The sequence below is a fragment of the Micromonospora sp. NPDC049044 genome (assembly GCF_040649215.1).
Lineage (GTDB): Bacteria > Actinomycetota > Actinomycetes > Mycobacteriales > Micromonosporaceae > Micromonospora.
Genome location: NZ_JBEZFA010000031.1, coordinates 1,521 through 28,057, shown reverse-complemented (window position 1 = coordinate 28,057; position 26,537 = coordinate 1,521). Strand labels below are relative to the sequence as shown.

The 26,537-nt window shown below is 71.5% G+C and carries 26 protein-coding genes and 1 pseudogene; 8 read left to right on the top strand and 19 right to left on the bottom strand.

Annotated features, from left to right (window positions below):
• Positions 1-225 precede the first annotated feature (225 nt).
• On the bottom strand, positions 226-591 hold the full coding sequence (locus tag AB0B85_RS23740) for a YciI family protein (protein WP_357410760.1): 366 nt from the start codon (positions 589-591) through the stop codon (positions 226-228).
• 174 nt (positions 592-765) lie between these two features.
• Between AB0B85_RS23740 and AB0B85_RS23735 the strand changes: the two genes are divergently transcribed.
• Entirely contained in the window at positions 766-1,638 is an 873-nt protein-coding gene (locus AB0B85_RS23735; RefSeq protein ID WP_357410758.1) for an aldo/keto reductase, read from the top strand.
• A 25-nt stretch (positions 1,639-1,663) separates the two neighbouring features.
• Here AB0B85_RS23735 and AB0B85_RS23730 read toward each other — a convergent pair whose 3' ends face one another.
• Together AB0B85_RS23730 and AB0B85_RS23725 are read right to left on the bottom strand one after the other, a co-directional pair.
• Positions 1,664-2,056, bottom strand: coding sequence for a hypothetical protein (locus AB0B85_RS23730; RefSeq protein WP_357410756.1), 393 nt, complete (start codon positions 2,054-2,056; stop codon positions 1,664-1,666).
• Positions 2,057-2,068: 12 nt separating this feature from the next.
• Positions 2,069-4,273: a M48 family metalloprotease gene (locus AB0B85_RS23725; protein ID WP_357410754.1), complete on the bottom strand. Its 2,205-nt coding sequence runs from the start codon at positions 4,271-4,273 to the stop codon at positions 2,069-2,071.
• Positions 4,274-4,503: 230 nt separating this feature from the next.
• Here AB0B85_RS23725 and AB0B85_RS23720 point away from each other — a divergent pair, with 230 nt between their 5' ends.
• Positions 4,504-5,862, top strand: a complete 1,359-nt coding sequence (locus AB0B85_RS23720) for a pentapeptide repeat-containing protein (protein WP_357410752.1) — start codon at positions 4,504-4,506, stop codon at positions 5,860-5,862.
• 7 nt (positions 5,863-5,869) lie between these two features.
• On the opposite strand, the gene AB0B85_RS23715 is transcribed toward AB0B85_RS23720, so the two are convergent.
• Entirely contained in the window at positions 5,870-6,445 is a 576-nt protein-coding gene (locus AB0B85_RS23715) for a TetR family transcriptional regulator (protein ID WP_357410750.1), read from the bottom strand.
• Between the two features lie 208 nt (positions 6,446-6,653).
• Here AB0B85_RS23715 and AB0B85_RS23710 point away from each other — a divergent pair, with 208 nt between their 5' ends.
• Complete coding sequence (locus tag AB0B85_RS23710) at positions 6,654-8,120, top strand: MFS transporter (RefSeq protein ID WP_357410748.1); 1,467 nt, start codon at positions 6,654-6,656, stop codon at positions 8,118-8,120.
• Positions 8,121-8,224: 104 nt separating this feature from the next.
• Positions 8,225-9,211, top strand: a complete 987-nt coding sequence (locus tag AB0B85_RS23705; protein ID WP_357410745.1) for an SEC-C metal-binding domain-containing protein — start codon at positions 8,225-8,227, stop codon at positions 9,209-9,211.
• A 66-nt stretch (positions 9,212-9,277) separates the two neighbouring features.
• Here the strand turns inward: AB0B85_RS23705 and AB0B85_RS23700 are convergent, their stop codons facing one another.
• Positions 9,278-9,544, bottom strand: a complete 267-nt coding sequence (locus AB0B85_RS23700; protein WP_357410743.1) for a helix-turn-helix transcriptional regulator — start codon at positions 9,542-9,544, stop codon at positions 9,278-9,280.
• A 99-nt stretch (positions 9,545-9,643) separates the two neighbouring features.
• Between AB0B85_RS23700 and map the strand changes: the two genes are divergently transcribed.
• Both map and AB0B85_RS23690 read left to right on the top strand, forming a co-directional pair.
• Positions 9,644-10,462, top strand: a complete 819-nt coding sequence (map, locus tag AB0B85_RS23695) for a type I methionyl aminopeptidase (protein WP_357410741.1) — start codon at positions 9,644-9,646, stop codon at positions 10,460-10,462.
• A gap of 103 nt (positions 10,463-10,565) precedes the next feature.
• Positions 10,566-11,012, top strand: a complete 447-nt coding sequence (locus AB0B85_RS23690; RefSeq protein ID WP_357410739.1) for a nitroreductase family deazaflavin-dependent oxidoreductase — start codon at positions 10,566-10,568, stop codon at positions 11,010-11,012.
• Here AB0B85_RS23690 and AB0B85_RS23685 read toward each other — a convergent pair.
• From AB0B85_RS23685 to AB0B85_RS23660, 6 genes are all read right to left on the bottom strand, one after another.
• Positions 11,009-11,413, bottom strand: coding sequence for a hypothetical protein (locus AB0B85_RS23685; RefSeq protein WP_357410737.1), 405 nt, complete (start codon positions 11,411-11,413; stop codon positions 11,009-11,011). The two genes, AB0B85_RS23690 and AB0B85_RS23685, sit on opposite strands and share 4 nt — an antisense overlap.
• The gene (locus tag AB0B85_RS23680; RefSeq protein WP_357410735.1) at positions 11,410-11,721 is read right to left on the bottom strand and encodes a hypothetical protein; all 312 of its coding nucleotides are present in this window, start codon (positions 11,719-11,721) and stop codon (positions 11,410-11,412) included. The genes AB0B85_RS23685 and AB0B85_RS23680 overlap by 4 nt, the downstream gene beginning before the upstream one ends.
• Before the next feature lie 47 nt (positions 11,722-11,768).
• The gene (locus AB0B85_RS23675; RefSeq protein ID WP_357410733.1) at positions 11,769-12,068 is read right to left on the bottom strand and encodes a hypothetical protein; all 300 of its coding nucleotides are present in this window, start codon (positions 12,066-12,068) and stop codon (positions 11,769-11,771) included.
• 136 nt (positions 12,069-12,204) lie between these two features.
• Complete coding sequence (locus AB0B85_RS23670) at positions 12,205-12,912, bottom strand: DUF3800 domain-containing protein (protein ID WP_357410731.1); 708 nt, start codon at positions 12,910-12,912, stop codon at positions 12,205-12,207.
• Positions 12,913-13,122: 210 nt separating this feature from the next.
• Positions 13,123-13,410 (bottom strand): DUF6244 family protein, encoded by a 288-nt coding sequence (locus tag AB0B85_RS23665; RefSeq protein ID WP_357410860.1) that lies wholly within the window; start codon positions 13,408-13,410, stop codon positions 13,123-13,125.
• A gap of 186 nt (positions 13,411-13,596) precedes the next feature.
• Positions 13,597-13,842, bottom strand: a complete 246-nt coding sequence (locus tag AB0B85_RS23660; protein WP_357410729.1) for a winged helix-turn-helix domain-containing protein — start codon at positions 13,840-13,842, stop codon at positions 13,597-13,599.
• 312 nt (positions 13,843-14,154) lie between these two features.
• Between AB0B85_RS23660 and AB0B85_RS23655 the strand changes: the two genes are divergently transcribed.
• Positions 14,155-14,310, top strand: a complete 156-nt coding sequence (locus tag AB0B85_RS23655; protein WP_357410727.1) for a hypothetical protein — start codon at positions 14,155-14,157, stop codon at positions 14,308-14,310.
• Between the two features lie 119 nt (positions 14,311-14,429).
• Positions 14,430-16,967, top strand: coding sequence for an NACHT domain-containing protein (locus AB0B85_RS23650; RefSeq protein ID WP_357410725.1), 2,538 nt, complete (start codon positions 14,430-14,432; stop codon positions 16,965-16,967).
• On the opposite strand, the gene AB0B85_RS23645 is transcribed toward AB0B85_RS23650, so the two are convergent.
• The 8 genes and pseudogenes from AB0B85_RS23645 to AB0B85_RS23610 all read right to left on the bottom strand — a co-directional run.
• Entirely contained in the window at positions 16,957-18,459 is a 1,503-nt protein-coding gene (locus AB0B85_RS23645) for a hypothetical protein (protein ID WP_357410723.1), read from the bottom strand. The two genes, AB0B85_RS23650 and AB0B85_RS23645, sit on opposite strands and share 11 nt — an antisense overlap.
• A 297-nt stretch (positions 18,460-18,756) precedes the next feature.
• Positions 18,757-18,885, bottom strand: coding sequence for a hypothetical protein (locus AB0B85_RS23640; protein ID WP_357410721.1), 129 nt, complete (start codon positions 18,883-18,885; stop codon positions 18,757-18,759).
• Positions 18,885-19,880 carry a hypothetical protein gene (locus AB0B85_RS23635; protein ID WP_357410719.1) on the bottom strand — a complete coding sequence of 332 codons (996 nt, stop codon included), beginning with the start codon at positions 19,878-19,880 and terminating at the stop codon, positions 18,885-18,887. The genes AB0B85_RS23640 and AB0B85_RS23635 overlap by 1 nt, the downstream gene beginning before the upstream one ends.
• A 2-nt stretch (positions 19,881-19,882) precedes the next feature.
• Complete coding sequence (locus tag AB0B85_RS23630; RefSeq protein WP_357410717.1) at positions 19,883-22,432, bottom strand: FtsK/SpoIIIE domain-containing protein; 2,550 nt, start codon at positions 22,430-22,432, stop codon at positions 19,883-19,885.
• 84 nt (positions 22,433-22,516) lie between these two features.
• Positions 22,517-24,196: a hypothetical protein gene (locus AB0B85_RS23625; protein ID WP_357410715.1), complete on the bottom strand. Its 1,680-nt coding sequence runs from the start codon at positions 24,194-24,196 to the stop codon at positions 22,517-22,519.
• Positions 24,197-24,243: 47 nt separating this feature from the next.
• Complete coding sequence (locus AB0B85_RS23620) at positions 24,244-25,212, bottom strand: hypothetical protein (protein WP_357410713.1); 969 nt, start codon at positions 25,210-25,212, stop codon at positions 24,244-24,246.
• Between the two features lie 185 nt (positions 25,213-25,397).
• Positions 25,398-25,895, bottom strand: a complete 498-nt coding sequence (locus tag AB0B85_RS23615) for a hypothetical protein (RefSeq protein ID WP_357410711.1) — start codon at positions 25,893-25,895, stop codon at positions 25,398-25,400.
• A gap of 189 nt (positions 25,896-26,084) precedes the next feature.
• Positions 26,085-26,537, bottom strand: a pseudogene (locus AB0B85_RS23610) (hypothetical protein); the annotation flags it as partial.

Sequence of the window (26,537 nt, the reverse complement as noted above, 5' to 3'; positions counted from 1 at the left end):
GTGCTCCCGGGGAAGGCTCACCGTGGGCGTCCCTCCGGCGGCAGGGTGGGCACCGCGGTGAGCAGGTCACGGGGGTCGTAGCGGAGATCATGGCGACTCCTCGACCGGGGCCCGACCCCGCGCTTCCGGGTGCGCCCCGGCGGCGGCCCTGGCAGGGCGCGACAGTAACACCGGCACACCGCCGAGCGCCGTCGCCATCACGACAACCGTCGATTGGGCGACAGCTCAGCTCTCGGTCTTGATCAGGGGGAACTCCAGCGACCCGGCCGGGCAGAGGAAGGTCAGCACGTCCACCCGGTAGAGCCCGGCCTGCACCGCCGGGTCGGCTTCCAGCACGCTGCGGACGTCGTCGACGCTGCCGGTGCGGGCCAGCCCGAAGCCGATCGGCGGCTCCGGGTTGCTGGCCGGCCCGTCGATCGAGCCGGCGACCAGGATGATGCCGCTGCGCTGCAACGCCTGCATGTGCTCGGCGTGCTCCGACTGCAACCGCTGCACGGTCTCGGCGGGCAGGACCCGGCCGGCCGCGCCGGGGTAGATCACGATGCACTCGTACGTGTCGAGCGCGAAGTTGACCTGCGGCACTCCCGCCATGGGTGCTCCCTCCGCCGTCGCGCCGAACGGCACCGGCCCCGCCAGCGTCGCACGTACGCCCGGGCCGTACCGGGCGCTTGCCGGCAACTGGTCCCGGCGGGGCGGATGACGTGGCCGCGCACACACTCGGGCGACAGCCGGTGTGCCGGCCGGGCCACGGGGGATGATCTACCAATGGCGACAAACATCAGTGAGCAACCCGCGAAGGCGTCCGGCACGTACCGGATCGGCGGTGACGTCACGGTCAACCGGCTCGGTTACGGGGCGATGCAGATCACCGGGCCCGGTGTCTGGGGCGACCCGAAGGACCCGGCCGAGGCGGTGCGGGTGTTGCGCCGGGCCGTCGAGCTGGGCGTGACGTTCATCGACACAGCGGACTCGTACGGGCCGTTCGTCTCGGAGTTGCTGATCCGGGAGGCGCTGCACCCGTACGCCGACGACCTGGTCATCGCGACGAAGGCCGGGCTGAGCCGCTCCGGGCCGGGCGACTGGCGGGCGCTGGGTCGCCCGGAGTACCTGCGCCAGCAGTGTGAGCTGAGCCTGCGCCACCTCGGCCTGGACGCGATTCCGCTCTACCAGTTGCACCGGATCGACCCGAAGGTGCCGCTCGCCGATCAGCTGGGTGAGCTGGCGCTGTTGCGGCAGGAGGGCAAGATCCGGCACATCGGGCTGTCCGAGGTGAGCGTCGCGCAGATCGAGGAGTCCCGCGCGATCACCGACATCGCCTCCGTACAGAACCTGTACAACCTCGCGAACCGCAGCGCCGAGGACGTGCTCGAGTACTGCGAGCGCAACGACCTCGCGTTCATCCCGTGGTTCCCGATCGCCACCGGTGAGCTGGCCAAGCCGGGCGGCCCGCTGGACGCGATCTCCACGGAGCACGGCGCGTCGCCCGCGCAGCTCGCGCTGGCCTGGCTGCTGCGCCGCTCGCCGGTGATGCTGCCGATCCCCGGTACGTCCTCGGTGGCGCACCTGGAGGAGAACGTGGGCGCGGCCGACGTGCGGCTCACCGACGACGAGTTCGAGTCGTTGGCCAAGGCGAGCTGACCGGCCGGTGCGGACACCGCCGGCTTCAGTCGGCGGTGTCCGGGCCAGGCTCCCGGGCGGCCCGCAGCGCCTCGGTCGCCTGGGCCAGCAGGCGAGCCGAGTCGGTGCGTCCACTCACCTGTAGTTCCACCTCGGTGTCCCCGGCCTGGATCCGGACGCTGGCCTCGGTGCGCTGCTGGTCGACCCAGGACTGCAACAGGTTGAACAGGCCCGGGAGCAGCCCCTGCGCCAGCACCGCGATGAGGACCGCGTCGGTGAAGCCCGGCCGACCCCCGCCGCCGCCGGCCTGGCGGACCACCGGCTGGTACTGCGGGTTGCGCCGGATCCAGTCGAGCAGGCTGACCGGCGGCGGCTGCCGGTGCCGCGGACTGATGGTCAGCCGTACGGGGTGTCGCGCGACGGAGTCGCTGTCGGTCACTGTCTCTCCCGGTCAGTTGGGGGTGGGGCGGAAGGTGACGGTGTCCCCGTCGGCGGTAGCGGTGCCCGTGACGGTGAACTCGTCCTCGTCGGTGAACGGTGAGTCGCCACCGAAGTAGGTGTTGGTGCCGCTTACCTGCACCTTGCCCTGGGTCGCGTTCGGGGTGGCGACCCGCGCGCTGGCCGGCTCGGTCAGTTCGACGGTGATCTGCGGGTACTCCAGGATCTTCCAGGTGACCTTCTGCGCGGAGCCCCCGTAGTAGCGGAACGGGCAGCCCGGCGGTGCGGCGACCGTCTGCTTGGCGCACTCGTCCAACCACGCGCGGACCTGGGCCTGGACGGCCTCGCCGGCGGCCGGTTTGAGCACCGGGGCCAGTTGGAGGGTCGCGCTGCCCTGCTCCGGGCCGACCGCCACGGTCTCCCCCGGCGTCTCACTGAGCGCGCTGGCCGGGCCGGTCGCGGCGTACTCACCGGGCAGCAGCAGCACCGCGGGCCCGTCGGCGGCGCCCGGCAGCGCCACGCCGTTGAGCTGCGCGCCGGGGCCGGCGAACGGGGCGTCGAGCGAGGTCAGGCCACCGCTCAACCGCCAGCCGTGGAAGAGCCCGGCGGTGGCCTCGTCCGCGCGGTGCAGCGTGACACCGGCGGTGCGTCGCTCGCCGGCCAACCGGTAGGTGACAGTGGCGTCGGCGCGGTCGCCGTTGCGTTCCAGCTTGGTGATGTCGATGTCGGTAGGTGGCCGGTAGCCCTCGCCGCGCAGCAGTTGGCCGAGCAGCTTGCGGTCGGCGTCACCGATCGGATAGTTGAGGAAGCCGAGGGCGGCGTCGCTGTCCCGGTCGGCGAGCGCGGAGAAGTATCCGTCGATCGTCGCCTGCGGTCGGAAGAACGCCCACTGCACCACGCCGAGCCCGCCGGTGCCGACGCAGGCCGCCAGCAGCAGGGTGCCGACCAAAAGCCAGGTGCGCCGGGTGCCGACCGGACCGGAGTGGCCGAACAGCCGCTCGGCGGTGACCGGCTGGTCCGCTCCGGCGGACACCCCGGCGACCGACGCCCGCTCCAGGGCGTCGAGCCGGAGCTCGTGCGGCGGGTGGGTGGCGCAGACCGCCTCGTCCCAGCCGCTGCGGCCGGTCTCGAAGGACAGCCGCCGCTCCAGCACGCGCCGCATGCCGTCGACGTGCCCGGTGAGCACGGCGCCGAGGTCGGCCCGGTATTCGGCAGCCCGCACGTCGCGGGCGTGCAGCGGCAGCACCACGTAGCGCATGGTGAGCAGCACCGGCCAGAAGAACAGGAAGACCACGAAGTTGGTGCCCGGGTGCGGGAACGTCCGCATCAGCCAGGTCGGCAGGGCGTGCGCGAGGGTGAGCGGCAGGCCGACCCCACGGACGAAGGCGCTGGTGATCTCGTCGCCGGTGCGCCAGTGCACAAGTTCGTGGCTGAGTAGCGCGGCGACCTCGTCGTCCGGCTCGGTCAGCACGGCGGTGGTGACCACCACGTGCCGCGCGTACGTGCGGGCGTTGCTCAGGACCGGGTCGTCCTCCATCAGCAGCCGGGGCACGCTGGGCAGGCCGAGGCGCCGGGCGCACTCGTCAAGCACGGGGCGCAGCCGCGCGTACTCCCGGCGGCTGGGCTGGCGGGCACCGGAGACGACCAGCAGGCGCGGTTCCAGCAGCACCCGGTAGAGGGTGTAGAGCAGCCCGATCAGCGCCGCCGCGGCCACCGTGCCGGCCAGACCGGTGGCCACCGTGAGCACCCCGTTCTCGGCGCCCAGCCAGGGCACCACGAACACGGTGAGGAAGCCGACCAGGAAGCCGGCGGCGAAGCCGGCCATCCCGCCGAGCACCCCGCCGGAGCGGGTCAGGAACGCCTCCAGCAGGGAGCCGATCAGCGGGGCGTCGCGCAACACCTGGGGCACCTGGTCATCGGCGCCCAACCCGCCGGCGAAGAGGCCGATCACGGCGAAGACGAGACCGCTCCAGAACGCCAGGAGCAGCGCGACCGGCAGGTAGAACCAGGTGGCGACGAACGCGCCGAGCACGCCCCGCCAGTCCCGCAGGATCCCGGCGCGCAGCCAGAGCAGCGCGCTGGGGTAGCCGGGCGGCCGGTCGGCGAACCCCCCGGTCGACGGCGGTGCTGCGCTCGCTGGCGGTTCGGCCGCCCGTACGTCGAGCTGCGGCACTGTCGGCGGGGTGCCCTCCGGCGGCACGGTGTGCGGCTCGGTCATGCGCGCTGCTCCTCCGGGACGTCACGTCTGTCGCGATTGGACAGCGGCAGCAGGCTATCGAGCACGTCTGTCGTCCGGCACCCCCTTTCCCAGGAACGTCACGCACCCGACATTCGCCGTCGCACCCCCGGGCGGGTGGTCCGGTCGGGACCACCCGCACGAACTCCACAGTGCACCGACAGCCCGTGACACACCCTCCGGACGGTGACCGTGAATGGCATGCTGTGGCAGTGGTCGCCGACGAACCTCCCGAGCGCCAGTTACGGGTGATGCCCTGGTGGCTGGTGCTTGTCGGCCTGCTTGTCGCCGCCGCCCTGGGCTGGCTGGTGCTGGGCCTGCTGCTCACCGAGGCCGACCGGGCCAGCCAGGCGGACACCCGGGCCACGCTGCGCATCGACGCGATCCGCACCGGTCTGACAGTGGTCGCCGGCACCGGCGGAGGTTTGGCCCTGCTGCTGGCCGCCCGCCGTCAGTGGATCGCCGAACGCGCGCAACGGCACCAGGAGCGCGTCGCTGCCCGCGACCAGGCGCACCGGGACCGGGTGCAGGCGCACGCCGAGGCGGTGGCCGAGGCGGCGCAGCGCCAGCAGGACCGCCAGGCCGGGGCGGCCGAACACGACGCGGCCGAGCGCCGGCTGACCGAGCTCTACACCCGGGCCGTCGAGCTGCTCGGCAACGACAGCGCGGCGGTACGCCTCGGCGGCCTGCACGCGCTGGAGCGCCTCGGTCAGGACAATCCGGGGCAGCGCCCGACGATCGCGGCGGTGCTCTGCGCGTACCTGCGGATGCCGGCACCGGACGGCGAAACGCGCGAGACGGAGGTCCGGCGCACCGCGCAGCGCGCGCTCACCGGGCACCTGCGCGCGGACGACGCGGCCCACTGGCCGGAGCTGACGCTCGACCTGACCGGTGCCACGCTCGTCGACTTCGACGCCTCGGGGTGCACACTCGTCGACGCGAACTTCACGGCGGCGGCGTTCACCGGCACGACCACCTTCGCGGGCGCGACAGCCCGGGGGCGTCTCCTGCTCGGGGCGGCGTCCTTCGGCGACGTGACCTTCGAGGGGCTCGCCGCCGACGGCGAGGTCATGCTCGACGGCGCTCGCGTCGGCGGTCTGGCCAGCTTCGACGGGACCGCTTTCGCCGGTGGCCTGTCCTGCCAGCGAGTCAGCTTCGCCGGCCCGACGTCGTTTCGGCGGGCGACCTTCGGTCAGCCGACAAGCTTCGACGCGACCCGCTTCGCGGACACCACCACGTTCCAGGAGAGCGTCTTCGACGGCGCCCTGTCGATGGAGCACACCGAGTTCGGCGCCTCGGCCGACTTCCACTCCGTGCGTTTCCGGCACATGGTGGCGTTCCGCTGGACGGTGTTCGGCGCCGAGGCGCTGTTCGACGGGGCCCGCTTCACCGACGCCGCGAACTTCGGCCGGGCCTGGTTCCACAGCATGGCCAGCTTCCGCGACGCACAGTTCAGCCAGCAACCGTACGTCGACCAGGCCCGGGCGGTTGTCGACCTGGGTCACCGCTGGCCGGCGGGCACTGTGGTGCAACGGTTCGACGACGAGTGGCTGCTGCTGGTCGACCGCTGAGGCCGGGTCAGCGCACTGTGACGCGCAGGCCGTCCAACGCGACGCCGAGCACCCGGTCGCGCTGCCCGGGTGAGGAAAACTGCCCCATGGTGAGGCCGCTGATCAGTCGCACCACGTCGTCGAAGCCGATGTCGGCCCGGACCACTCCGGCATCCTGGCCGCGGCGCAACAGCGGCTCGCCGGCGGCGTAGATCTCCGTCCGACAGCTGGTGAAGATCTCCGAGTCCTGCAACAACTGCTCGGCGAGCGCCCGTTTGGTGGCCACGTACGCGACGAAGCGGTGCAGCCAGGCGACAAGCGCGTCCCACGGGGGCAGTTCGGCCAGGTCCTCGGCCGAGCGGCTGAGCGCCCGGACCTCCTCGACGTAGACGGCCTCGAACAGGTGCCGTCGGCTGGGGAAGTTGCGGTAGAGCGTGCCGATGCCCACCCCGGCCCGTCGTGCGACGTCCTCCAGGGAGGCGGAGGCACCGTTCTCGGCGAACGCCTCGCGCGCCGCCGCGATCAGCGCGTCGTAGTTACGCCGCGCATCGGCCCGCTTGGGCCGTCGGGCGAAGACCTCGGGCGCCTGCCCCGCGCTGGTCATGACGTGCGTCACCTCACCCTGGTTGCATCCGGAGGCATCCCTCCGCTAACTTAGTGGAGGCACCCCTCCGGAACCCCCGGAGGCCTGCCTCCGGTTAGCTTACCTCGGGATCTGCCCGATCGCCGCCTGGCCACCCCGATCGCCCGGACCCGACAGCCCTGCCCGTCGCAAACGACGGGCTCAGTACGTAATCAGGGAGTTCTCTCTCGTGGCAACAACCTCCCGACGCGGCTCGCGTCGGCTCACCTTCACCGTGCTCGCGGCCGGTGCCGGGTTCTTCGCGATGCTCCAGTCGCTGATCACCCCGGTGCTACCCACCATCCAGCAGGATCTGCACACCTCCCAGAACACAGTCACCTGGGTACTCACCGCCTACCTGCTCTCCGCGTCGATCTTCACACCGATCCTCGGACGGGTCGGTGACATGGTCGGCAAGGAGCGGATGCTCGTCGTCTCGCTCGCCGCACTCGCGCTCGGCTGCCTGCTGGCCGCCATCGCGCCGAACATCGGCGTACTCATCCTCGCCCGGGTCGTACAGGGCATCGGCGGAGCGGTCTTCCCGCTGTCGTTCGGCATCATCCGCGACGAGTTCCCGGCCGCACGGGTCTCCACGGCGGTGGCCGCCATCTCGGCGATCGTCGCCGTCGGCGGTGGGCTGGGCATCGTGCTGGCCGGCCCGATCGTCACCACGCTCGACTACCGCTGGCTGTTCTGGATCCCGATGGTCGTGGTCGGGCTGACCGCCGTGGCCGCCCACCTGTTCGTCCCCGAGTCGCCGGTCCGGACCCCCGGGCGCATCGACTGGCGGGCCACGCTGCTGCTCTCCGGCTGGCTGGTGGCGCTGCTGCTGCCGATCAGCCAGGGCGCGACCTGGGGCTGGACCTCCACCCGGGTGCTCGGCCTGCTGGCGCTCGCCGTGCTGCTGCTGGTCAGCTGGCTGGTCGCCGAACTGCGGTCGAAGAACCCACTCATCGACATGCGGATGATGCGCCTGCCCGGAGTCTGGACCACCAACCTGGTCGCCCTGCTCTACGGCGCGTCGATGTTCTCCGTGTACGCGTTCCTCCCGCAGTTCGTGCAGACCCCGACCGCCGCCGGCTACGGCTTCGGCGCGAGCATCAGCCAGGCCGGTCTGCTCATGCTGCCGATGCTCGTCGCGATGTTCGTCGCCGGCCTGATCGCCGGCCGACTCCAGGCGGTCTTCAGCGCCAAGGCGCAGCTCGCCACCGGCGCCGCGTTCAACGTGGCCGCCTCGGCGATGCTCGCCGCGGCGCACGACACCCGCTGGGAGGTCGGCATCGCCGGCGGCCTCGTCGGCCTCGGCATCGGACTGGCCTTCGCGTCGATGGCCAACCTGATCGTCGCCAGCGTGCCGGCCAGCCAGACCGGCGTGGCGACCGGCATGAACGCCAACATCCGCACCATCGGAGGCGCCATCGGCGCCGCGGTGGTCAGCGGTGTGATCACCGCGCACCCGCAGGCCAACGGTTTGCCCCGGGAGGCCGGCTTCACCACCGGGTTTCTCGTTCTCACGGCCATCGCGCTGGCCGCCGCGCTCGCGGCTCTCACCGTCCCGTCCGCCCGGCGGGCGTCGGCCGGTCGCCGGCCGTCCCCCGCGACGATCATCGAGTCGGAGCTAGCCGGCGAGTTCGCCACCATGCCGGCGACCCGCTGACCCACGGCGGAGCCCGGGCGGTTCGCCGCCCGGGCTTCGCCGTGTCCCGGAGTACGCTGGCCGCCTCGCGCCCGTCCACCACTCCCCTGCTTCAGGATGCCGCCATGCCCGAACTGCTGACCGCCGACCGCATCGAGGAGATCGGTGCGCTGGGCCCCACGAGCCCGGATCCGGCCGCCCTGGTCGCCGAGCTGGTGCGCGCGGTCGACGAGGGACGGGTCGCCGACCCCGACGACACCGGGTACGCCCTGCTCGTCGCCGCGGACATCCTGGCGACGGCGGGCGACCTGGCCGACGCGCTCGCGCTGGCCACCCGTGCCATCGCCGAACAACCCGACGAGGACGCGTACGCCCGGTCGGTGCGCGCCGGTCTGCTGTTGCGCCTCGGCCGCACGGACGAGGGCATGGCCGAGCTGACCGCCCTGCGCCCACTGTTGGAGACCAATCCCAACGCCACCTACCTGGTCGACGAGCTTGCCGACGCCGGTCACCCCGAGCTGGCGGTGCAGTGGCTGACCGAGGCGCTGGACGCGATCCTGGCCCGCACCCGCGACAAGCAGCACGAGTCCGAGGACGCCCAGGACGAGGCCGCGGCCATGATCTACGGCCTGACCCAGCGGCGGCACCACCTGCGGGAAGGGCTGGGCCTGCCACACGACGAGTACGACAACCTCGCCGACCGGCTGCGCGCCGCGAGCAACCACGCGCTCGACGCGCTCGACGACGGCCCCGCGACGCTGCTGTTCTGGCCGCGGGCGGAGTTCGACGCGCTGTTGCTGCGCTGGCCCGCGCTCGCCGACAGTTACCCCGCCAGCTGGGACGAGCACCGCGCCCAGACCGAGCGCGCCCTCGTCGACGCGTCCGGGCTGGGCGGCGCCGACCTGGGCGTGGTCGTCGGCTCCGTCGCCGGGTTGGCGGCCTTCGCCGAACGCGGGGGCGACGACCCCACCGACGAGGAGACCCAGGACGAGTACGCCGACTCGCTCACCGGGCCCGACCTACGGGCCTGGCCGCCCGGGCGCAACGACGCCTGCTGGTGCGGATCGGGCACCAAGTACAAGAAGTGCTGCCTGCCGCGCTCGCGCGGCTGACCAGCCGGCCCCGCTGACGCTCGCTCCGGCACGCCGCACAGCCGCGCAGCGGGGACGGGCGCTCGGTCAGGACGCCTCACGGACGCGCAGGTCGGCCAGCCACACCTCGGCCAGGTCGCTGAGCGGGACGCCGAGGACCTCGCTGAGGCAGACCACAGTGCCGAACGCGGGTGCCGGGAGCCGACCCACCTCGATCTTGCGGAGCGTCTCCGGCGAGATGCCGGCCGCCAGTGCCACCTCGACGAGGGGACGGCCACCCCGTGCGACCCGAAGCGCCGCGCCGAGACGTTGGCCCGCGGCAATCTGCGCGGGGGTGAGCGGTGGCCGAACCATGTGAGCAGGATAGATCTGCCGTGGCGGACCAGCAACGCCATCCGGGCGACGCACCGAGGCGTGGTATAAATATACCGCTACGGACAGGGAGGGTTGGTCGTGATCGAGCTTAAGTCCCCGGAGGAAATCCAACGGATGGCCGTGACCGGCCAGTTCGTCGGTGAGCTGCTGGCAGATCTGCGCGAGGTCGCCGACGTCGGGGTCAACCTGATGGACCTTGAGCACCACGCCCGCCGTCGGATCAAGGAGCGGGGCGCCGAGTCCTGCTACTGGGACTACGCGCCGTCGTTCGGCCGCGGCCCGTTCCGCAACGTCCTGTGCCTCTCGGTGAACGACGCGGTGCTGCACGGCCTGCCGCACGACTACGTCCTGCGCGACGGCGATCTGCTGAGCATCGACATGGCGGTCGGGATCGACGGCTGGGTCGCCGACTCGGCGCTGTCGGTCATCGTCGGCACCCCCGCCCCGGAAGACCTCACGCTGATCGAGGCCACCGAGGTCGCGCTGGCCGCCGCCATCGACGCCGCACAGCCGGGCCACCAGCTCGGCGACGTCTCCGCCGCCATCGGCGAGGTCGCCCACAGCTACGGCTACCAGGTCAACAACGAGTTCGGTGGGCACGGCATCGGCCGCACCATGCACGAGGCCCCACACGTCGCCAACAAGGGCCGCCCCGGCCGGGGCATGACACTCAAGCCCGGCCTGACGATCGCGATCGAGCCGTGGTTCTGCCGGAGCACCGACAAGATCAGGTTTGACGACGACGGGTGGACGATCCGCTCCGCGGACGGCTCCCGCACGGCCCACTCCGAGCACACCGTCGCGATCACCGAAGCCGGGCCCCAGGTGCTGACCACCCGCCCCGGGCACGACACCCGGCCAGCCGACCACAGTGGGCAGTCCGCCAGCACGTCCTGACCGGCACGGCCGGCGAGACAACCGACCATCGGGCACAATGTGCCGAACAGCGCCCGGCACATCGGCGAGTGGGGCCGGGCCGGCCCCACCGAGGAGACATGCCGTGACCACGCACGAGCAGCACGAGACGATCGAGGACAGCCCGGTCGGCTGGGTCGCCGCGCACATCCGGCGCTACGTGCAGACCGACGGCGCCGACGGCGAGACCTTCCATGGCGTACCGTCGCTGCTGCTCACCACCCGCGGACGCCGCACCGGCAAACTGCGCCGCACCGCCCTGATGTACGGCCGCGACGGCGACAACCACCTCCTGGTGGCCTCCAACGGGGGCGCCAGCACCCACCCCGCCTGGTATCTGAACCTCAGCGCCGACCCGACCGTCGAGGTCCAGGTCGGCGCGGAACGGTTCACCGGACGGGCGCGGACGGCGACGGGCGAGGAGCGGGCTCGGCTGTGGCCCGTCATGACGAAGGTCTTCCCGACGTACGCCCGCTACCAGAAGGGCACCGACCGGGAGATCCCGGTCGTCGTCGTCGAACGCGCGCCCTAGCCGGAAAAGCGGATGACCGGAAGGTCGCCGCCGTCGCCGTACGCCTTGACCTCGCTGGTCAGCACCGAGGCATCGTGCTCCAGGACAGCCAGCACGGCAGCGGCGAGGTCGACCCGACCGGTCACCACCCGCCAGTACGCCAATTCCTGCCAGTCCTCGCCCCAGGTCGACAGCACCGCGCAGGCGGGCCGTTCGAACAGTCGGTGCAGCACCGCACGATCACCCGGATCGTCCACCACTGCCAGCACCTCGGCCGCGACCACCGCCGGCACCCCGAACCGGACCCCGTCCTGGGCGACCTCGTGGATGGGTTCGGCGACGTCCATGGATCCAGCCACATAGGCGAGCAGTGCGGACCGGTCCAGTATCAGCCGGACCGCCGGCGCGTCGGGACTCGTCATGCGCCCGGAGCCTGACTGCCGGGACCATCGAGCATCTCCGCTGCCGCGCGGCGGGAGCGATCCCGCAGCGCGGCGCGTCGACCAGGTGACCATTCCTGCTCGACCTGGGCGCGTTGGGTCCTGGCACGGGCCTGCCCTTCCGCCGTTACCGTCATGCCCCGGCGGGCCAACTCGGCGTCGAGATCCTCGGCACGCATCCGCGCCCGGATCGTGTCGACAACGTACGCACTGGCGTTGGGCTCACGCTCCAAGCGCTCCGCCACGTCCTGCGGAAGCGAGAAGGACTTCTTGCTCACCGGTCCGGTCATACCGACAAGCCTAACGAATCGCACCACCGATCCCGGATGACATGCCGTCACCTCATCCTGACTCTGCGCCCGGTCAAATCTTCGATGATCTCCTGCGCGATCACCTCCGGCGGCAGCAGGGCGTCGGCGTCCTCCAGGGAGGCGTCCTTGAGCCAGGTGATGTCGAGGTTCACCTTGTCTCGGGCGATCAGATCTTCGTAGGAGAAGGGCTTGAACTGCTCGGTCTCGACCCGCTCGGCGCGGTCCTTGCCCGGCAGGTAGCAGTCGACGAAGTCTTGAAGGTGCTCACGACGCAGCGGGTTCTGCTTCAGCGTGAAGTGCTGGTTTGTGCGGAAGTCGCGCGGCACGCCGGCCAGCGGAACTTTGGGCTCGGTTCCGTGTGCGGCTCGAGGACAACTGCTAGCGTGGGTAACGCAGGACGCCCTAGTCGGGCTCCCGCGCCCGCCTTGGGGCCCGCGTCAGCGGGCCCTTCGTGCTTTCGGCTTACTCCTGCTTCGCCATTGGATCCCAGCACCACGAGTGGTAGCACCGAGGCTCCACCAGCGCCCAAAGCTGTTCGTTCACTGCCGCGGCACGTGGGATCATCCCCGGAAGTTCAAGCCGTTGAAACAGGAACGTCACCAGGTCCACTGCCTGCACCAGCCGACTCGCATGCGACGGAGCGAAGTGCAACGTGTCGACTATGCGGGTCAGTTTTCGGGATCTGTATCCGCCAGTGCCCGAGATTCGGTAACGAGTCAGGTCAGCCCGGTGCGTGGCCTGGTCATGAACTTCGTCCGCTATGACGAGCGCATACTGCTCGCGGGACGCGGCGTACCCGTCGACCCGTTCAAGCACATGCGACAGCACCACCTCGTGCGCCGGCCGTGGGTACGCGTACCGCCTGGCCAACTGCTCACGCCTCACACCACGCAGGATGATCGCCACATCCTGCACACCGATCGCCCTCATCGCCGCCTTGTAGACCGCGATCCGCGCACGAGGCGGGATACCCTTCCAGCCCTTGCGGCCGTGAAAGATGTCGTACCCGTGCAGCTCAACGTCGACGGAAACGCCGTAGGTCTTTGCCGCGTCCGCTACGACCTGGTCGAGTGCCTCGCTCAGTTGGATCGCTACCCCGTCCGGGACCATCAGCGCCCCGATCCAGTAGACGCGAGAGGTAAACGACTCGTCGACGTAGGTGAGTAGCACAGGACGCAGGGTAACGATCCGAGCGCCGGCACATCGGCTGACGCGCCCCGATGCCGCGCTCAGGATGCCGGCGCCTCACGTTCCTCTCGACGCGCGCCTCACGTCGGCTGTCACGGCTGGGCAGCGCCGGTGCCGACAGTGGGACCGCAGGCCGCAAGGTGATGTCGACTGGCGCGGGTGGATGGCGGGTTGCGCTGCCACCGCCCGCTGTCAGTTTCCCAGCGCTCGGACCTTGGCGATCGTCTCCTGCACATGCTGTTTGGCCGGGTCGCCACCCTGGGAGGCCTGCGCGAGCGCCTGACGGTACGCGTCGATCATGCCGACCAGCGGACCGCCAGCCACGCCTTCCAGCGCACCGGCGACGAGTGCCCGCGCCTCGGCCGCGTCCTGCGCTGCCGCTGCGGTCTTGGCCTTCGCCTCGTCCAGTTTCTGCGACGCCGCCGCCAGCCTCGCGATGATCTGTCCTGCGCTCACGCGCACCTCCCCCTGGTCGACCATCGCCTCCACCACCGCACCGGCGGAGACCACATGGGAGCGTACGAGATTCGTGCACTCAGCGCGACCGAGCGTTCGCTCCCACGTCACCTGACAGGCTGTGCCGCCAAGCGGGCGACCCCCGCAGGACGGAACCGGTCCAGGATCTGGAGCGCCATGGGAACGGGAGGCGTTTGGGCGGTCAGATGTTCAGCGTTCGGCAACGAACACGCCGACGCCACCGACACCTTCCACTAATCCCTCGATCTTGAGCGCGTTGATGGCCTGACGAACGACGATGGCCGAGACGTCGTGTTGACGGCACAGCTCAGAGGTCGAGGGCAGTTTGTCGCCCGGCGCAAGGTCGCCGGACTTGATCTGAGCGCGGATGCCGTCGGCGATCTGCGCCCACTTCGCTTTGGCGGGCATTGGTGTCTCCCAGGTCTGCCCTGCCATTCGATCACGAGGAACTTTGTATAGCAAGCAATGTGTGGTCGATCCTTGCGCTTACATGACCTGTTATATAAGCTTCCCCTTGGCTGGCTCCCAGGTCTGCAACCCGGAGCTGGTTCGTTCCCACCGCGCAGGAAGCGCCCGGTCGGTCGGTCCCCCCGTTCGACCGGGCGTGCCGGGGTGTGCCCGCACACCGCCCCGCACGCAAGAGCCGTGAGCAGCTGGAAGACGACCCGACGGGAGCCCTCGATGCCCGATCGACCCGACGAATCCCCCACCGATCCACCAGCCCCGCCCGAGCAACGCCATCGCCTCGTGTCCGATCAGGACGTCGAGGACGCCGACGACGTCCTCTTCGCCCATCCGCCCCGGGTGGTCCGTCGCTGGCTCTGTGAGTGCGGCGTCGACTACCCCTGCACCGATGTGCGCTTCGCCCTGCTGGTCAAGTCGAGTGCCGAGGCGAACGAATGAGGTCGGCGTACCCGGAAAGTAGCGGACGTGGTCGCGGTCCGGCGCGTCCTGCCTGGTCGTTCGGCGCGTCGGGTCCGGACCGCGACGTGTGGTAACACCGGTGGCGCACCATCGATGGTGTGGACATTGTGTTGGGGTGGCTACAGCCGGTATACGACCTGGTGAAGGCGGTCGATCCGCTCGCCGGCACCGGGGCGGCGTTGCTGGCGATTTCGGTGGCGGCGACCCGGCTGCTGCGCAAGTTGCGGCGCGGGGCGCCGGAGGAGCGCTACCGCCGTTGGTTCGTCGAGGAGTACCGGGTGTACAACCCGTACCTGGCGGCACCGGAGACGCTGAGGCTGGAGCGGACCCTGGTGCCGCTGTTCGTGACCGAGGAGGGACGCTCGGACCGGATCGCCGACGCCGGCCGGCGGATCGCCGACCGGCACCACCACGTCGTGCTGCTCGGCGACGCGGGGTCCGGCAAGACCACGATGCTCAAGGCGTTCGGGATCGCGGCGCTGGGCGGCGTCGACGGTCGAGGGGGCACCGGGCGGGGCCGGGAGGTGCCGTTCCTGGTGCCGGTGCGGTTGCTTCGCGGCATCGGACAGGCCGGCGCGCTCACCGACCACATCCTCGGGGTGCTGCGGTCACAGAAGGGGCTGGCGCTGACCAAGGAGGAAGCCCAGCAGTTCCTCGCGCAGACGTTGCAGCAGGAGCGTTGCGTCGTGTTGCTCGACGGGCTGGACGAGGTGACGCCGGCCGCGTACTCGGCCATCCGCGACGAGGTGTACCGGTTCCTCAGCGACCACACCCCGGAACTGCCGACCGCCAATGCCCGGATCGTGATCACCTGCCGACGGCTCACCTTCCTGCGGATCGCCGACGACTGGCAGTCGGAGCGGTTCGGCCCGCACCGCAGTTACGCGCTGGCCCCGCTGCGGGACACCGAGATACTCGCCTACCTGCGGGCCTTTCCCGATCGGTTCCCCGACCTCGACGGGCCGCAGCGGTTCATGGCGCAGCTACGGGTGTCGGGCACGCTGGGCCTGCACCGAAATCCGCTGGTCCTCTCGATGTCGATAGGCCTGTACGCGGGCCGGAAGTTCCCCGCCATCGCGCACTCGACGGCGCGACTGTACGACGAGATGATCGACGAGATGCTCGGCCGGCACAGCTTCCGGGCCGACGGGCTCACCACCGGGGTGAACGAGTTCGACCAGGCCGACAAACTACGGGTGCTGCGGGAGTTCGCACTGCGCGCGGCGCTCGGCCCGCAGGGATTCGGACCATTCGACAGGGCGGCGCTCGCCGACTTCGTGTCGGCCACCGGCGACCGGCTGCGGCAGAATCTGCACGGCCGTGCCGACGACTTCGTCGACGAGATCATCGACCGGTCCGGGCTGCTCAGCCCGGTCAGCGACGGGCAGTACGAGTTCGTGCACCGCTCGTTGCAGGAACATCTGGTCGCCTCCGAGTTGCTGCGCCAGAGCGACGAGGGTCTGCGGCTGCTGCGGGGGCGGGCCATGGAGCGCGAGTGGCGTCGGGTGGTGCTCTTCTACACGGCCACCGCGGACCAGTCGGTCGTCACCGGCTTCGTCGGCGAGCTGGCCGAGATCGACCCGGTCCTCGCCTGCGCCTGCCTGGCGGGTGCGGACTGCCTCAACCCGATCGGTTTCGCCGTACTGGAGCGGATGGCCGAACCCCTGCGTGACCCGAGGCCCCCGGTGATGCTCTCCGCCCTGGCAGCCGTGCTGAGCGCCACCGCGTCGCCCCGGGCGGCGATCCGTGACGCCGCCCGCGACCAGGCCTTCACCTGGCTGACGAAGGTCGCCGGCGAGGCGGACGCCGCGGACGCGCTCGGCGGCACCCACGAGACGCTGCTCGACGTGATGACGATGCTCGTGGAACGGTTGGGTGAGAGTTCCGTCAGCCGCTCGATGGTGGTCCGGCTGGTGGGTGTCGTACCCGACGACCCGCGGTTCGTCGAACCGTTGTGGCGTTGCCTGCGCACCGCGGAGGGCGCACCCCCCGACGACCACTCGCTGGTGCCACTCGTCGACCGCCTGGTACGGCTCGCCACCGACCCGGCCTGCTTCGCGGCGTTGCAACGTCAACCGGCAGCGCACCCGCGATTCGCCACCGCCCTCCTGCGCCAGCAGGTGTATCCGTTCCGGCGCGGGCTGGACCGACAGTCCAACCTGGTGACGCTGCTGTGCTGGGCACAGGAGGTCGACCTGGACACGTCGGACGTCAACCGCTTCCTGACGGCCAAGGCCACCGACCCGGCCCGCTGGGCCAACCTCGAAGCGGACTGGCGTCGGCGGGGCGCCCTGGTGTTCGTTCCGGTGGTCCGGGCGCACCGGGTCGACCGCCACTCCGCCGAGCAGGCAACGGGCGGGTTGCTGAGCGTGCTCTCGGTGGCGGCGCTCGGCGCGGTCGGCTGGGATCTGACACGACCGGACGGCGCGCTGGGCTTGGCCGCCGGCATCACCACGGTCGTGCTGGCGGCGGTGGAGCTGGCGTTGGCGCTGACCATGCTCGGGTTACAGCCGCGGCTCGAGCTGCGGGGCCGGCGGGTGTGGCGACCCAACGAGTGGATCGACGCCTACGAGGACCCTCGCAGCCGGCACTGGCTGGTGTCCGACGCCGGCGAGGGCCCCGGCCTCACCGGGTGAGATAGGGCGCCACGTCGGCGGGCAGCCGGGGCGGCGTCCCGCCCAACTGCCGGTACATCACCGCCTTTCCGGTGGCCCGACCGTCGATGTCGGCCCGTTCGCCGAACGTCAGGGTGCCTGTCGCGCCGACGATCTCGTGCGCCAGCGCGAGGTTGCTGAACTGGGTCTGCACACCGTCGGCAGTGGGTATGTTGTCGCGCCCGACGGCCATCCGGATCGCCCGCACGGCGCTCGCGACGGCGTCGTGGTACATCACCGCGTACCCGTCGTCGAGCGAGTCCGCCGGATACTTCTCCTCGTCGCGGTAGACCTTGAGGAAGTCCGGGAAACCCGCGGGCGTGCCGGGTCGGTTCCTGATCCAGGCTGGCGCATCGGCCGAGGAGGCCCAGATGACCGAGACGTTCGCGGCGTCGAGCAGTGTCACCTGTTGCGGGGAGAGCTGGAAGCCGGTGGCACCGACCAGGATGGTCAGCGGTTCACTGCGACAGATCCGCTCCTTCAACGCCTCGGCGAAACTCGGAAAGTCGGCGACCCGACCGGCGAAGAACACCATCTGGAGTCGCTTGGCTTTGTTGCCGTCCTTCACCGCGCTGCACAGATTCCGCACGATGGGGTCGAAGACCCGCGGCATGGCCGGGTTGCCGACCGTGCCACCGGTGAAGGACTGGGCGGGGAATTTGACGTAATCCTTCAGCACACTGGTGAAGGCCGCCGTCAGCGTCCGCGGATAGGGGTCGTCGTTCCGGTCGTGCACGACGATTCCATTGCGGGGAAGCGTCTCGGGATTCTTGTCCAGCAGGTCCTGCAGTGCCATCGCGTAGTCGATGTTGCTCGGGGACACGCTGTGAAACGTCGGGAAATCCGCCGCGCTGAGGCTGGTCGCGGAGGTGACCGCGCCGACCATGGGGATGCCCCGCTTCGACAACGCCGCGGCCATCTTCTCGGTGCCCGTGAAGCTGGAGCCCAGACCCACGACGGCCACCACCGGATGCTCGGCGTTGCCGAGCGTCACGATCCGCTCCACTAGTGATTCGTCGAACGGCTGGCCGCTGCCCTGGTTGACGAGGAGCAGCTGCACGGCAGGGGCGTTCTTGTCGCCGAACGCCGCTGAGGTATTGGCCCGACGAAGTGCCACGTGCGCGCCCTGGAGGCTGAACCTGACCTGGTCGAGGGAGATCGCCGACGCGGCGGGTGCCGGCGCGACGCTCAGCGGCGTCAGCAGCACCATCCGGACGTACCGGGGTTGACCTTCGACCTCTCGATTCATGGCGAGGATCTTCCCGGCGACCTCTTGGATGGTGCCGTCGAGCGTGGAGACGTCGGTGACCGGGCCGAGGCACTCGCCGGTGTCGGCGGTGACCCCTGCCGCACAGCCGTCCGCGGCGGACGCACTCGGGCGGGGGACAGTCGACCGCTCTGGCGGATCGATGATTTTGTAGCCGAGGTAGCCGACCGGAACGAGCAGCGCGAGGGCGATCACCCCGGCGAGCATGAAGCGCAGTCGATTCGTTCCGGGTTCATCTTTCGTTTCAGTCCGACGGAACACCGAACCACCTCCGTGAAATGCAATCTGCCCGGGGCGCAATTGCGGTCGGCCTGACGCGAATCACTCACGCATTCATTCATCGACGTGACGATCTGTCAGCAGACGGGACCCTATCCCACCATCGGCCACACCCGAGGAATTGTTGCGCCTCAGTCGTTTAGCTGACTCGACGCGAGGCTCGTCCAACAGAGACGCGTCCGGCCGCCAGAATCGCCGCGGACCCGGTCGCGGCCCGCGGTGACGCTACCGGCGACTGCCGTGCGACGTGATGACCGCACGCCACTCCGGCACCCGGGCCGGGAGGCCCGGCACGAACACGCTGACCACCGGTTGCGCGGCGAAACGCAGACCGGATCCCAGGTCAGCAGTCATCAGCGCAGACCGCGCACCAGTAACAGATAGCCGCAGTAGGCCATCGGCACCAGCAGGAAACAGATCAGGAATCCCAGTGGCAGATAGCGCGGCGGGGTGCCGGCGACCATGGCCGGCCGCCCCCACCGGCCCAGCACCAGGTACCCGCCGAAGAACGCCACCGCCGGCAGCCCCGCGCAGATCCACGCGCCCAGGGTGAACCCGTCCACCAGGCCCACCCCGGAGGCGAGCACCAGGACCAGCATGACCAACCCGGCGGCAGCCCCGCAGCCGGCGTAGACGGCGACCGCCCGCGCCAGCGGCGACCACGTCGGCAGGAGCGCCGGCCGCTGGGCCAACAGCTCCGCCTGTTGCCCGTGCCGGTCGGCCTCGTCGGCCATCCGCCGGGCCAACTCCAGCTCCACCACCGGGTCGACCGCCGCCGCCCGCTGCGCCGGCACCCCGGCGCCCGCCGGGCTCACCGCCGTCGGCAGCGCCAGCCGCGCCTCCCCCGGCACCTGGGGGTACGCCCCGACCCCCGCCCGCCCCGGCCCGCCGGCTGCGCCGTCGGATGCCCCGTCCCCCGGGCCGGGTGCGGCGGACTGGCTCGACCCATCAGCGGACGCCGAACCGAGGCCGGCAGCGGCGGACTGGCCCGATCCACCAGCGGACGCCGGCCCGAAGCCGGCAGCGGTGGCCGGGCCAGCGCCGCCAGCGGCGATCGGGCCGGAGCCGGTAGCAGTGGCCGGGTCGGAGTCGGCCGGTTGGCCAGGCCAGGTGGCAGCGTCGCCTGGACGCCCCGCGGTCGGGGACGGGCCGGCGGGCGGCTTGTCGACGCCGATCGCTCGGCCGAGCTGGTCGAGGCGCTGCCCCTGGGCGGTCAACCGCTGGTGCAGGTAGTCGACGGCGGCGTGCAGGTCCCGACGGCGCTCAGACTCGGCGGCGGCGTGCTGCTCCCCGGCCCGGTGCTGCGCGGCGAGCTGTCGGGCCAGCGCCGCGTACTCCTCGAAGGACACTGTCACCGCTCCCCGTCCGGCTCGTCTGCCTCGCCGGCGAACGGGACGATCAGCCGGATGCGCTGGTCGTGCCGGTCGATCAGCAGCGCCCGGTCGGTGCGGGGCGTGTAGGCCAGGTCGTGCGCGCCGAGGTGCAGGGCCAGTTCGCTCCCGGGCACGTTGAGCGCCACCAGGCAGGCGACGTCGTCGCGGTTCTGGGTGCCGCCCAGGTCGTCGGCGAGTCGGCGCAGCCCCCGCCACCAACCGAGCAGGTGCACCCCCTGCCCGGGGCCCTGGCGCAGCACGGTGCGCAGGTCGTCCAGGCCGGAGCGGAAGGTGCCCGGGTCGGTGGCCCCGAGGACCGGGGCGGCGGCGTCCATCCCGAACACCACAAGGTACTCCCGGCCGGCGGGCTCGGTGGCCAGCGTGGCGATGTGCTCGCGCAGCCCGGCCGCGTCGAGGCGGTGCACCGGGTGACCGGCCGCCCGGAGGACCGCCTCGGTGTCGTCGGCGACCGGGTGGGCGGCGGTGACCAGGGAGGCCACCTGGAATCGGACGTCGCCGGGGTGGTGCTGGCGGGCCAGGCTGAGCGTCGCGGCGCGCAGCACGTCCGCGCCGGCCGGTGCGGTGCCCACCACGGCGAGATGCCGGCCGGGGGTGGCGTCCATCAGGAACAGCGCTGTGGTGCCGTGCACGTCGACGGTCCGGCCGACCAGGGCCATCGGCCGCCGGCCGCCGGGGCGCAGTCCGGTGAAGGTGCTGTCGTCCTCGACCCGCGCGGCCTCGTACCCCTTGAAGACGGCAGGTGCCCGCGAACCCGCCGGCCGGGCCTGCCACAGGTCGTGGCGCAGCGCGGCCAGGTCCGCGCTGGCGGCGTGCGCGTCGGGGAAACGCAGCACCGTGTCGGCACCTACCGCACCGGCTGCGGTGTTGACCACCGCCGAGCCGATCGGCAGGGCCGCGGCGGCGGTGTTGAGCTGGTCGAGCACCCCGCCGCCGCCGGGCAGCGCCACCCGCAACGCGAACTGCCCGAAGATCGCCTCGGCCCGCCCGTAGAGGGCCTCGATGCCGGTCATGCTCTGGCTGGCCAGCACCAGGTGGATGCCGTACGAGCGGCCCTTGCGGGCCAACTCCTCAAGCAGGTCCACGGATTCCCGGGCCAGCGCGTCGTTGCCGGCGAGCAACACGTGGAACTCGTCGATCACCGCCACGATGCGCGGCAGGGGATTGTCCCGGGGCAGGTCGGCGAGTTTGGTGACGCCGTGCCGCTTCAACGCGGTGGCCCGGCGTTGCGCCTCCCGGCGCAGCTCGCGCAGGATCGCGAGACCGTACTCGCGGTCGGATTCGATGCCGACGGCACGGGCGTGCGGCAACCAGGACGGGTCCCGACTCGTGGGCACGAACTCGGTGAAGCTCACGCCCTCCTTGAAGTCGAGCAGGTAGAGCTGCAACTCGGCCGGAGAATACCGAGCGGCCAGGCCGTAGAGGACGTCGAGCAGGAAGACGGTCTTGCCGGCGCCGGTGCGCCCACCGACCAACCAGTGCGGGGTGGCGTCGTCGAAGGCGAGCGTCAGCGGGGTGTCGACGGCTGGCGCGTCGCCACCGGCCCGACCGATCACCGTACGCAGACCGTTGCCGGCGGACTCGGCCCAGCGCCGCTCGGGCAGCAGGTCGGTGAAGGGCAGCGCGTCGGAGCGGCGGGCGGCGGCGGCCAGATGGTCGGCGAGCCCGCGTACCGACGCCGACGGCGGATCACCGTCGAGCAGCACCGGGGCGGCGAGACCGGTGCCGTCGGCGCTGAACGGCATGCCCGGCGGGTCACCGACGTACGCGTACCCCGTGTCGAGCCGGACCGCTGTGGCGCCGCCCAGCGGCGTCGGGGTCTCGCCGGGCAGCCGGGACGGATGGCCGGCGAGCAGCACGCAGACGGCGGCGGCCGGGCCGGCATGGGTGAGCGCGGCGAGTCGGGCCAGCTCGCGCGGCGGTGGCGCGGCGGTGGCGACCACCACCAGCAGGTGCCGGGCGGCGGGCGGGGCGTGCTGCGCCGCGCGGGCGTGCCGCTCGGCGGCGTCCAGCAGTGCGGCCACCTCGGCCTCACCTGTCGCCGGCGGGCTCAGCACCCCGGCGTCGAGCAACGGGCGCAGCGGTCCGAAGGTGGCACCCACCGCGGCGGTGTCGATGCCGACGACCCGGACCTGACCGGGCGGTGCGGTGGCGACCAGCCGCAGCACCAGCGCCCGCAGCAGCCCGGCGACCCGCTGGTCCCGGATGTCGGCGTCCACCGCCAGGTGGTGGCCGCCGCCGAGCGGCACCAGCACCGGGAAGCCGCCGTCCGGGGTGGACGCGGCGCCGATCCGCACCGCTGCCGGCTCGTCGGTAAGTGGGGTGACGCCCGGCGCGGGCGTGGCCAGGGCACCGCCGAGGTGGGCGAGACGGGCCACCAGCTCAGCGGCACCGGTCGGCGCGACGGCCGGCGGCGCCACGCCCAGGGTGCCCCGGGCGGCGTCCAGGTGCGCTCGGGCCGCCCGGTGGGAGTTGACCGCCTGCCCGTACGCCGACGCGAGCCTGCCCAACCTCTGCCCCCAACGCCAACGGCCGTCTGGTCCCAGGAACCCTAACGGACATCCGTGGCAACCGGACAGTCCCGCGAGGACGTGTCACGCCGGACCGCACGTGGCCGGGGTGGACGCGTCGGCCACCCCGCAGCGGAACACCTCCACCGGTGCCGTCGCCACGTCGGGCACCTGCTCGACCCGCATCAGGGCCAGCCGCTTGTCGACCGGCTCACCCGAGTCGGGGGTGAACCGGATCAGCCCGGCCACCCCCGGGTAGCCCTGGCCCGCGTTTTGCCGCAGCACCTCGGCGTGCACCCCCACCGGGTTGACCGAGGTCGGCTCCCAGCGTTGCCGCGGATCGGCGTGGTGCAGCCGGGCGGCGAGGCTCTCCACCGCCCGGACCATCATCATCGCCGCGTCGTAGGCGAGGCTCACCCGTTCGCCGACCTGCCGCTCGGAGCCGGGTCGGCAGCGCGGCGGGTCGAGCAGGTCGTCGGCCTGGATCCAGGACAGGAAGCTCGCCCGTGCGTCGTCGGGCCGTTCCCGGGCCGATCGCAGCGCGGCGCAGGTGGCGAGCGCGGCCTTCGAGACGTACGTGACCGGCAGGTTGCCGGGCGCGGCGGCGCGCAGCCCGGGATTGGCCATGTAGCGGTTCGCCGAGTCGTCGGCGACCAGATGGTGGGGCGGGTTCGCGCCGCACTCGCGCAGCGCCCGCAGGAAACCGTCGAACTCCGACCACCGGCCCGCGTAGAAGAGCAGACCCGGGTAGCCGCACTCGTCAATCAACCGCTGGCCGGTGCTCCACTTGTCGAGGCGGGTGACCCGGGACCCGAACCGTTGCCGGAGCCCGTCGACGAGGGTGTTCACGTACAGGTCCTCGGTGAGCGAGCTGCCCTCGAGCGTGGTGTAGAAGACGTGCGCCTCGTTGACCTTCAACACCTGCTGGGCGTACGCGTCGACCATCTTCACCTGATCGGCGTTCGGCGCGGAGATCTGCAGGTAGAGGCGGGAGTTGGCGTCCATCTTGTCCGCCGACAGGGTGGGTGCCAGCACCGGCAGCCCGACCCGGTTCAGCTCGCGCAACGCGCGGGCCGTGCTGGTCCGGCTCTCCACCAGCCCGACCACCCCGAGCACCGTGGGGTCGTCCCGGGCCAACTCGGCGAGCATCGCCACCGCCCGGTCGGCGTAGCTCATCTGCCGGCCGCCGTTCGCCACCACGATCCGCAGCAGCGCCGCGCCGTCGGCACTGGCCGACTCCTTCAGCAGCGCGTACTGGGCGGTCGCCATCCCCTCCAGCTCCTCCCGCTCGGAGACGTACGACTCCTCGTCGGCGCGGGTCCGGTTACCTGTCAACGTGCCCAGGTAGACCAGGGTGAGGAAGGGCCGGCGTCGGTCGCTGCGCTGCCAGACCTCCTCGGCGGCCCGGTTCTGCGCGAAGATGCGCCGCTGGATGGTCCGCAGCCCGTCCTGGCCGGGGTCGTTGTTGAACACCTGCGCCGCGCTGTCGCTGTAGCCGATGCACTCACCGTTGCCGACCACCTCGACCGACACCCGGCCACCGGTGAGCGCGGGGTGGCAGCCCGGCCCCCACCGGCTGCCCGCCCACACCCCACCGGCGGCCAGCAGCACCAGGCAGAGCGCGCCCGGCAGGAAGCGCCGCGACCACCAGGGCGGGTCGGGTGCGGAGAACGGTCGCATTCCGCCCCGAGACGGTGGGCCGACGTCGGTGTCGTCGGGCCGCAGCGCGACCAGCCAGGCGGCCGGGCGGCGCAGCCGCCGCATCTCCGGCAGCGCCTCGGCCCACTCGTCGTACGCCTCGTCGGCCTCGGTCAGTGGGTGCGGTTCGGGCAGCTCCGGTGGGGTTGCCCGCCGGAGACGACGATGAGCAGCGGGTCGTTGCGGCCGGTCTCGGTGCGGACGTCGCCGATCAGGCGGACCAGTTCACCACCGACGTTGCCGGGAGCGACGTGATCGACAAGCAGCGCCGGGTACGCGGTGCGCCGCCAGTCCGACGGGCGCCACGGCCGACGCCGGTACGCCTGCCGCAGGTCCTCCAGGAACGCGTGCAGCAGCAGTTTGTTCACCTGGTCGGGTTGCTCGCCGTCGCGCCACCCGGCGGTGAGGCGCTCGGCGAAACCGAGGAACGTGACCGACTGCCGGGGCGCGAGATACTGCTGGCGCATGAACCAGTTGTAGTGCCGCCCGAGCACCGGCACCCGGCCGGAGACGGCGGCCCGGAACACCACACTCGGCACGGCGCGGCGGACCAGCCAGAGCAGCACCTGCGAGGCGATGCCGACCGCGTCACCACCGGAGGGCAGCGCATCGGCGGTACGCGTCCCCTGCCGATCGCGCAGCCGGCGTACCAGACCGGCCCGGCTGTCGTCGGCGTCGGCGCCGAGACTGAGGCTCTGGTGCATCAGCCAGTCGGCGAGCGGGTAGTGCCGGAAGCGCAGCCGCGCGGCACCGAACGCCTCCAGGGAGAGCTGCCGGTGCAGTTCGCGTAGCAACGCCGGCACGTCCCCGGCGCCCGGTGGCGCAGCGGCGTCGAGCACGGCGTGCGGCACCCGCCGCCGGGGCCCCTGGCCGAGGAATCGGCGCAGTGCCACCATCAGATCCGAGCTGTCGGTGCGGACCAGCCAGAGCAGCGGCAGCCTCCGGTCGCCGCGGCGGGGCCGCCGCAGCAGCCGGGCCAGCAGCGCGAAGAACTCCAGCCCGCCGGCCGGCAACCGGTCCCGACCGGCGGGCGACTGTCGCTGGCCGACCAACTCCCGCCCGGACACCTCGGATCGCCGCACGAGTCACCTCCGATCCACACAGTGTGACCGCGCAAGGCAAAGCACACCAGGCCCGACAACCCTCCCCGCCCCGCCCCGGCCCTCCCCGCCCCGGTCGATCATGGAGTTGTGGTGCCTGATATTCCAGGCGAATGTGGACCTATTGCCCACCACTACTCCATGATCGACGCGGCCGGGGGGTGCGGTCAGACCGCGGGGGTTGGGGTTGCTTCGATGGCGCGGATGTGTCGGTAGGCGAACCAGAGCGGGGGGAACGCGCCGACCGCGAAGGACAGATCGATGAGCGTCCAGAACCAGGGGATGTCGCGGATCGGGCCGCAGATCAGCGCCAGGGGGACGATGCCCGCGCAGGCGATCATGCCGACCTGCACCACCCAGACGTTACGGACCGGGTCGCGCAGCGGCCCCCAGAACGCCACCGCCAGCACCAGGTGGGCGAAGGCCAGCCAGTCGGTGCCGTAGAGCAGGAACGGGTAGTCCGCGCCGGCCGTCACCAGCCCGGCGTGCACCCGCTCGATCCAGTCGACAAGGGCGGGCAGTTGGCCGGCGAGCGGGTCCAGTACGCGCAGCAGCCAGCGCACCTCGATCTCCAGCGGAAAAGCTGTGGCACCGCTCAGGAAGAGCCCGATCAGCACGATCCACAGCCACCGACGGGTCCGTCGTAGGCGCTCCTCGATGTTCATGATCGCAGCGTAACGATGATCTTCGTAGCGCCCTGTCCCTCACGCGGGCCGCGCGGGGTGAGCGCTGTCTCAGCGATCCGGTCCGGAGGATCCGCACCCAGACGTGGGCGGCTGCACCGGCCCTGCCGATGACACGAGGATCATGGACGATCCCCTGCACCGTCGGCAGGACCGGGTGTCAGCGGCCGGTCAGCCGACGGAGAGCCAGTCGGCCCAGGGTCCGTCCGGGGTGGCCTGCCACGTCGAATACAACGACCCGTTGCCACCCACCACGAACACCTGCAACCGGCCATCGGCATTACGACCCACCGCCAGATCGGCGCTCAGATCACTACCACCCCGACTCACCCACTCCGAGAACGGACCATTCGGGCTCTGCTGCCACTTGTGATACAGCTTCCCGTCACCACCGACGACGAACAACTCCATCCGACCATCCGCCGCCACATCGACCACCGGACGCCGCAGCGCCGTACCACCCAAACTCACCCACGACGCCCACGCACCATTCGGCGCCGCCTGCCACGTCGAATACAACGACCCATTGCCACCCACCACGAACACCTGCAACCGGCCATCGGCATTACGACCCACCGCCAGATCGGCGCTCAGATCACTACCACCCCGACTCACCCACTCCGA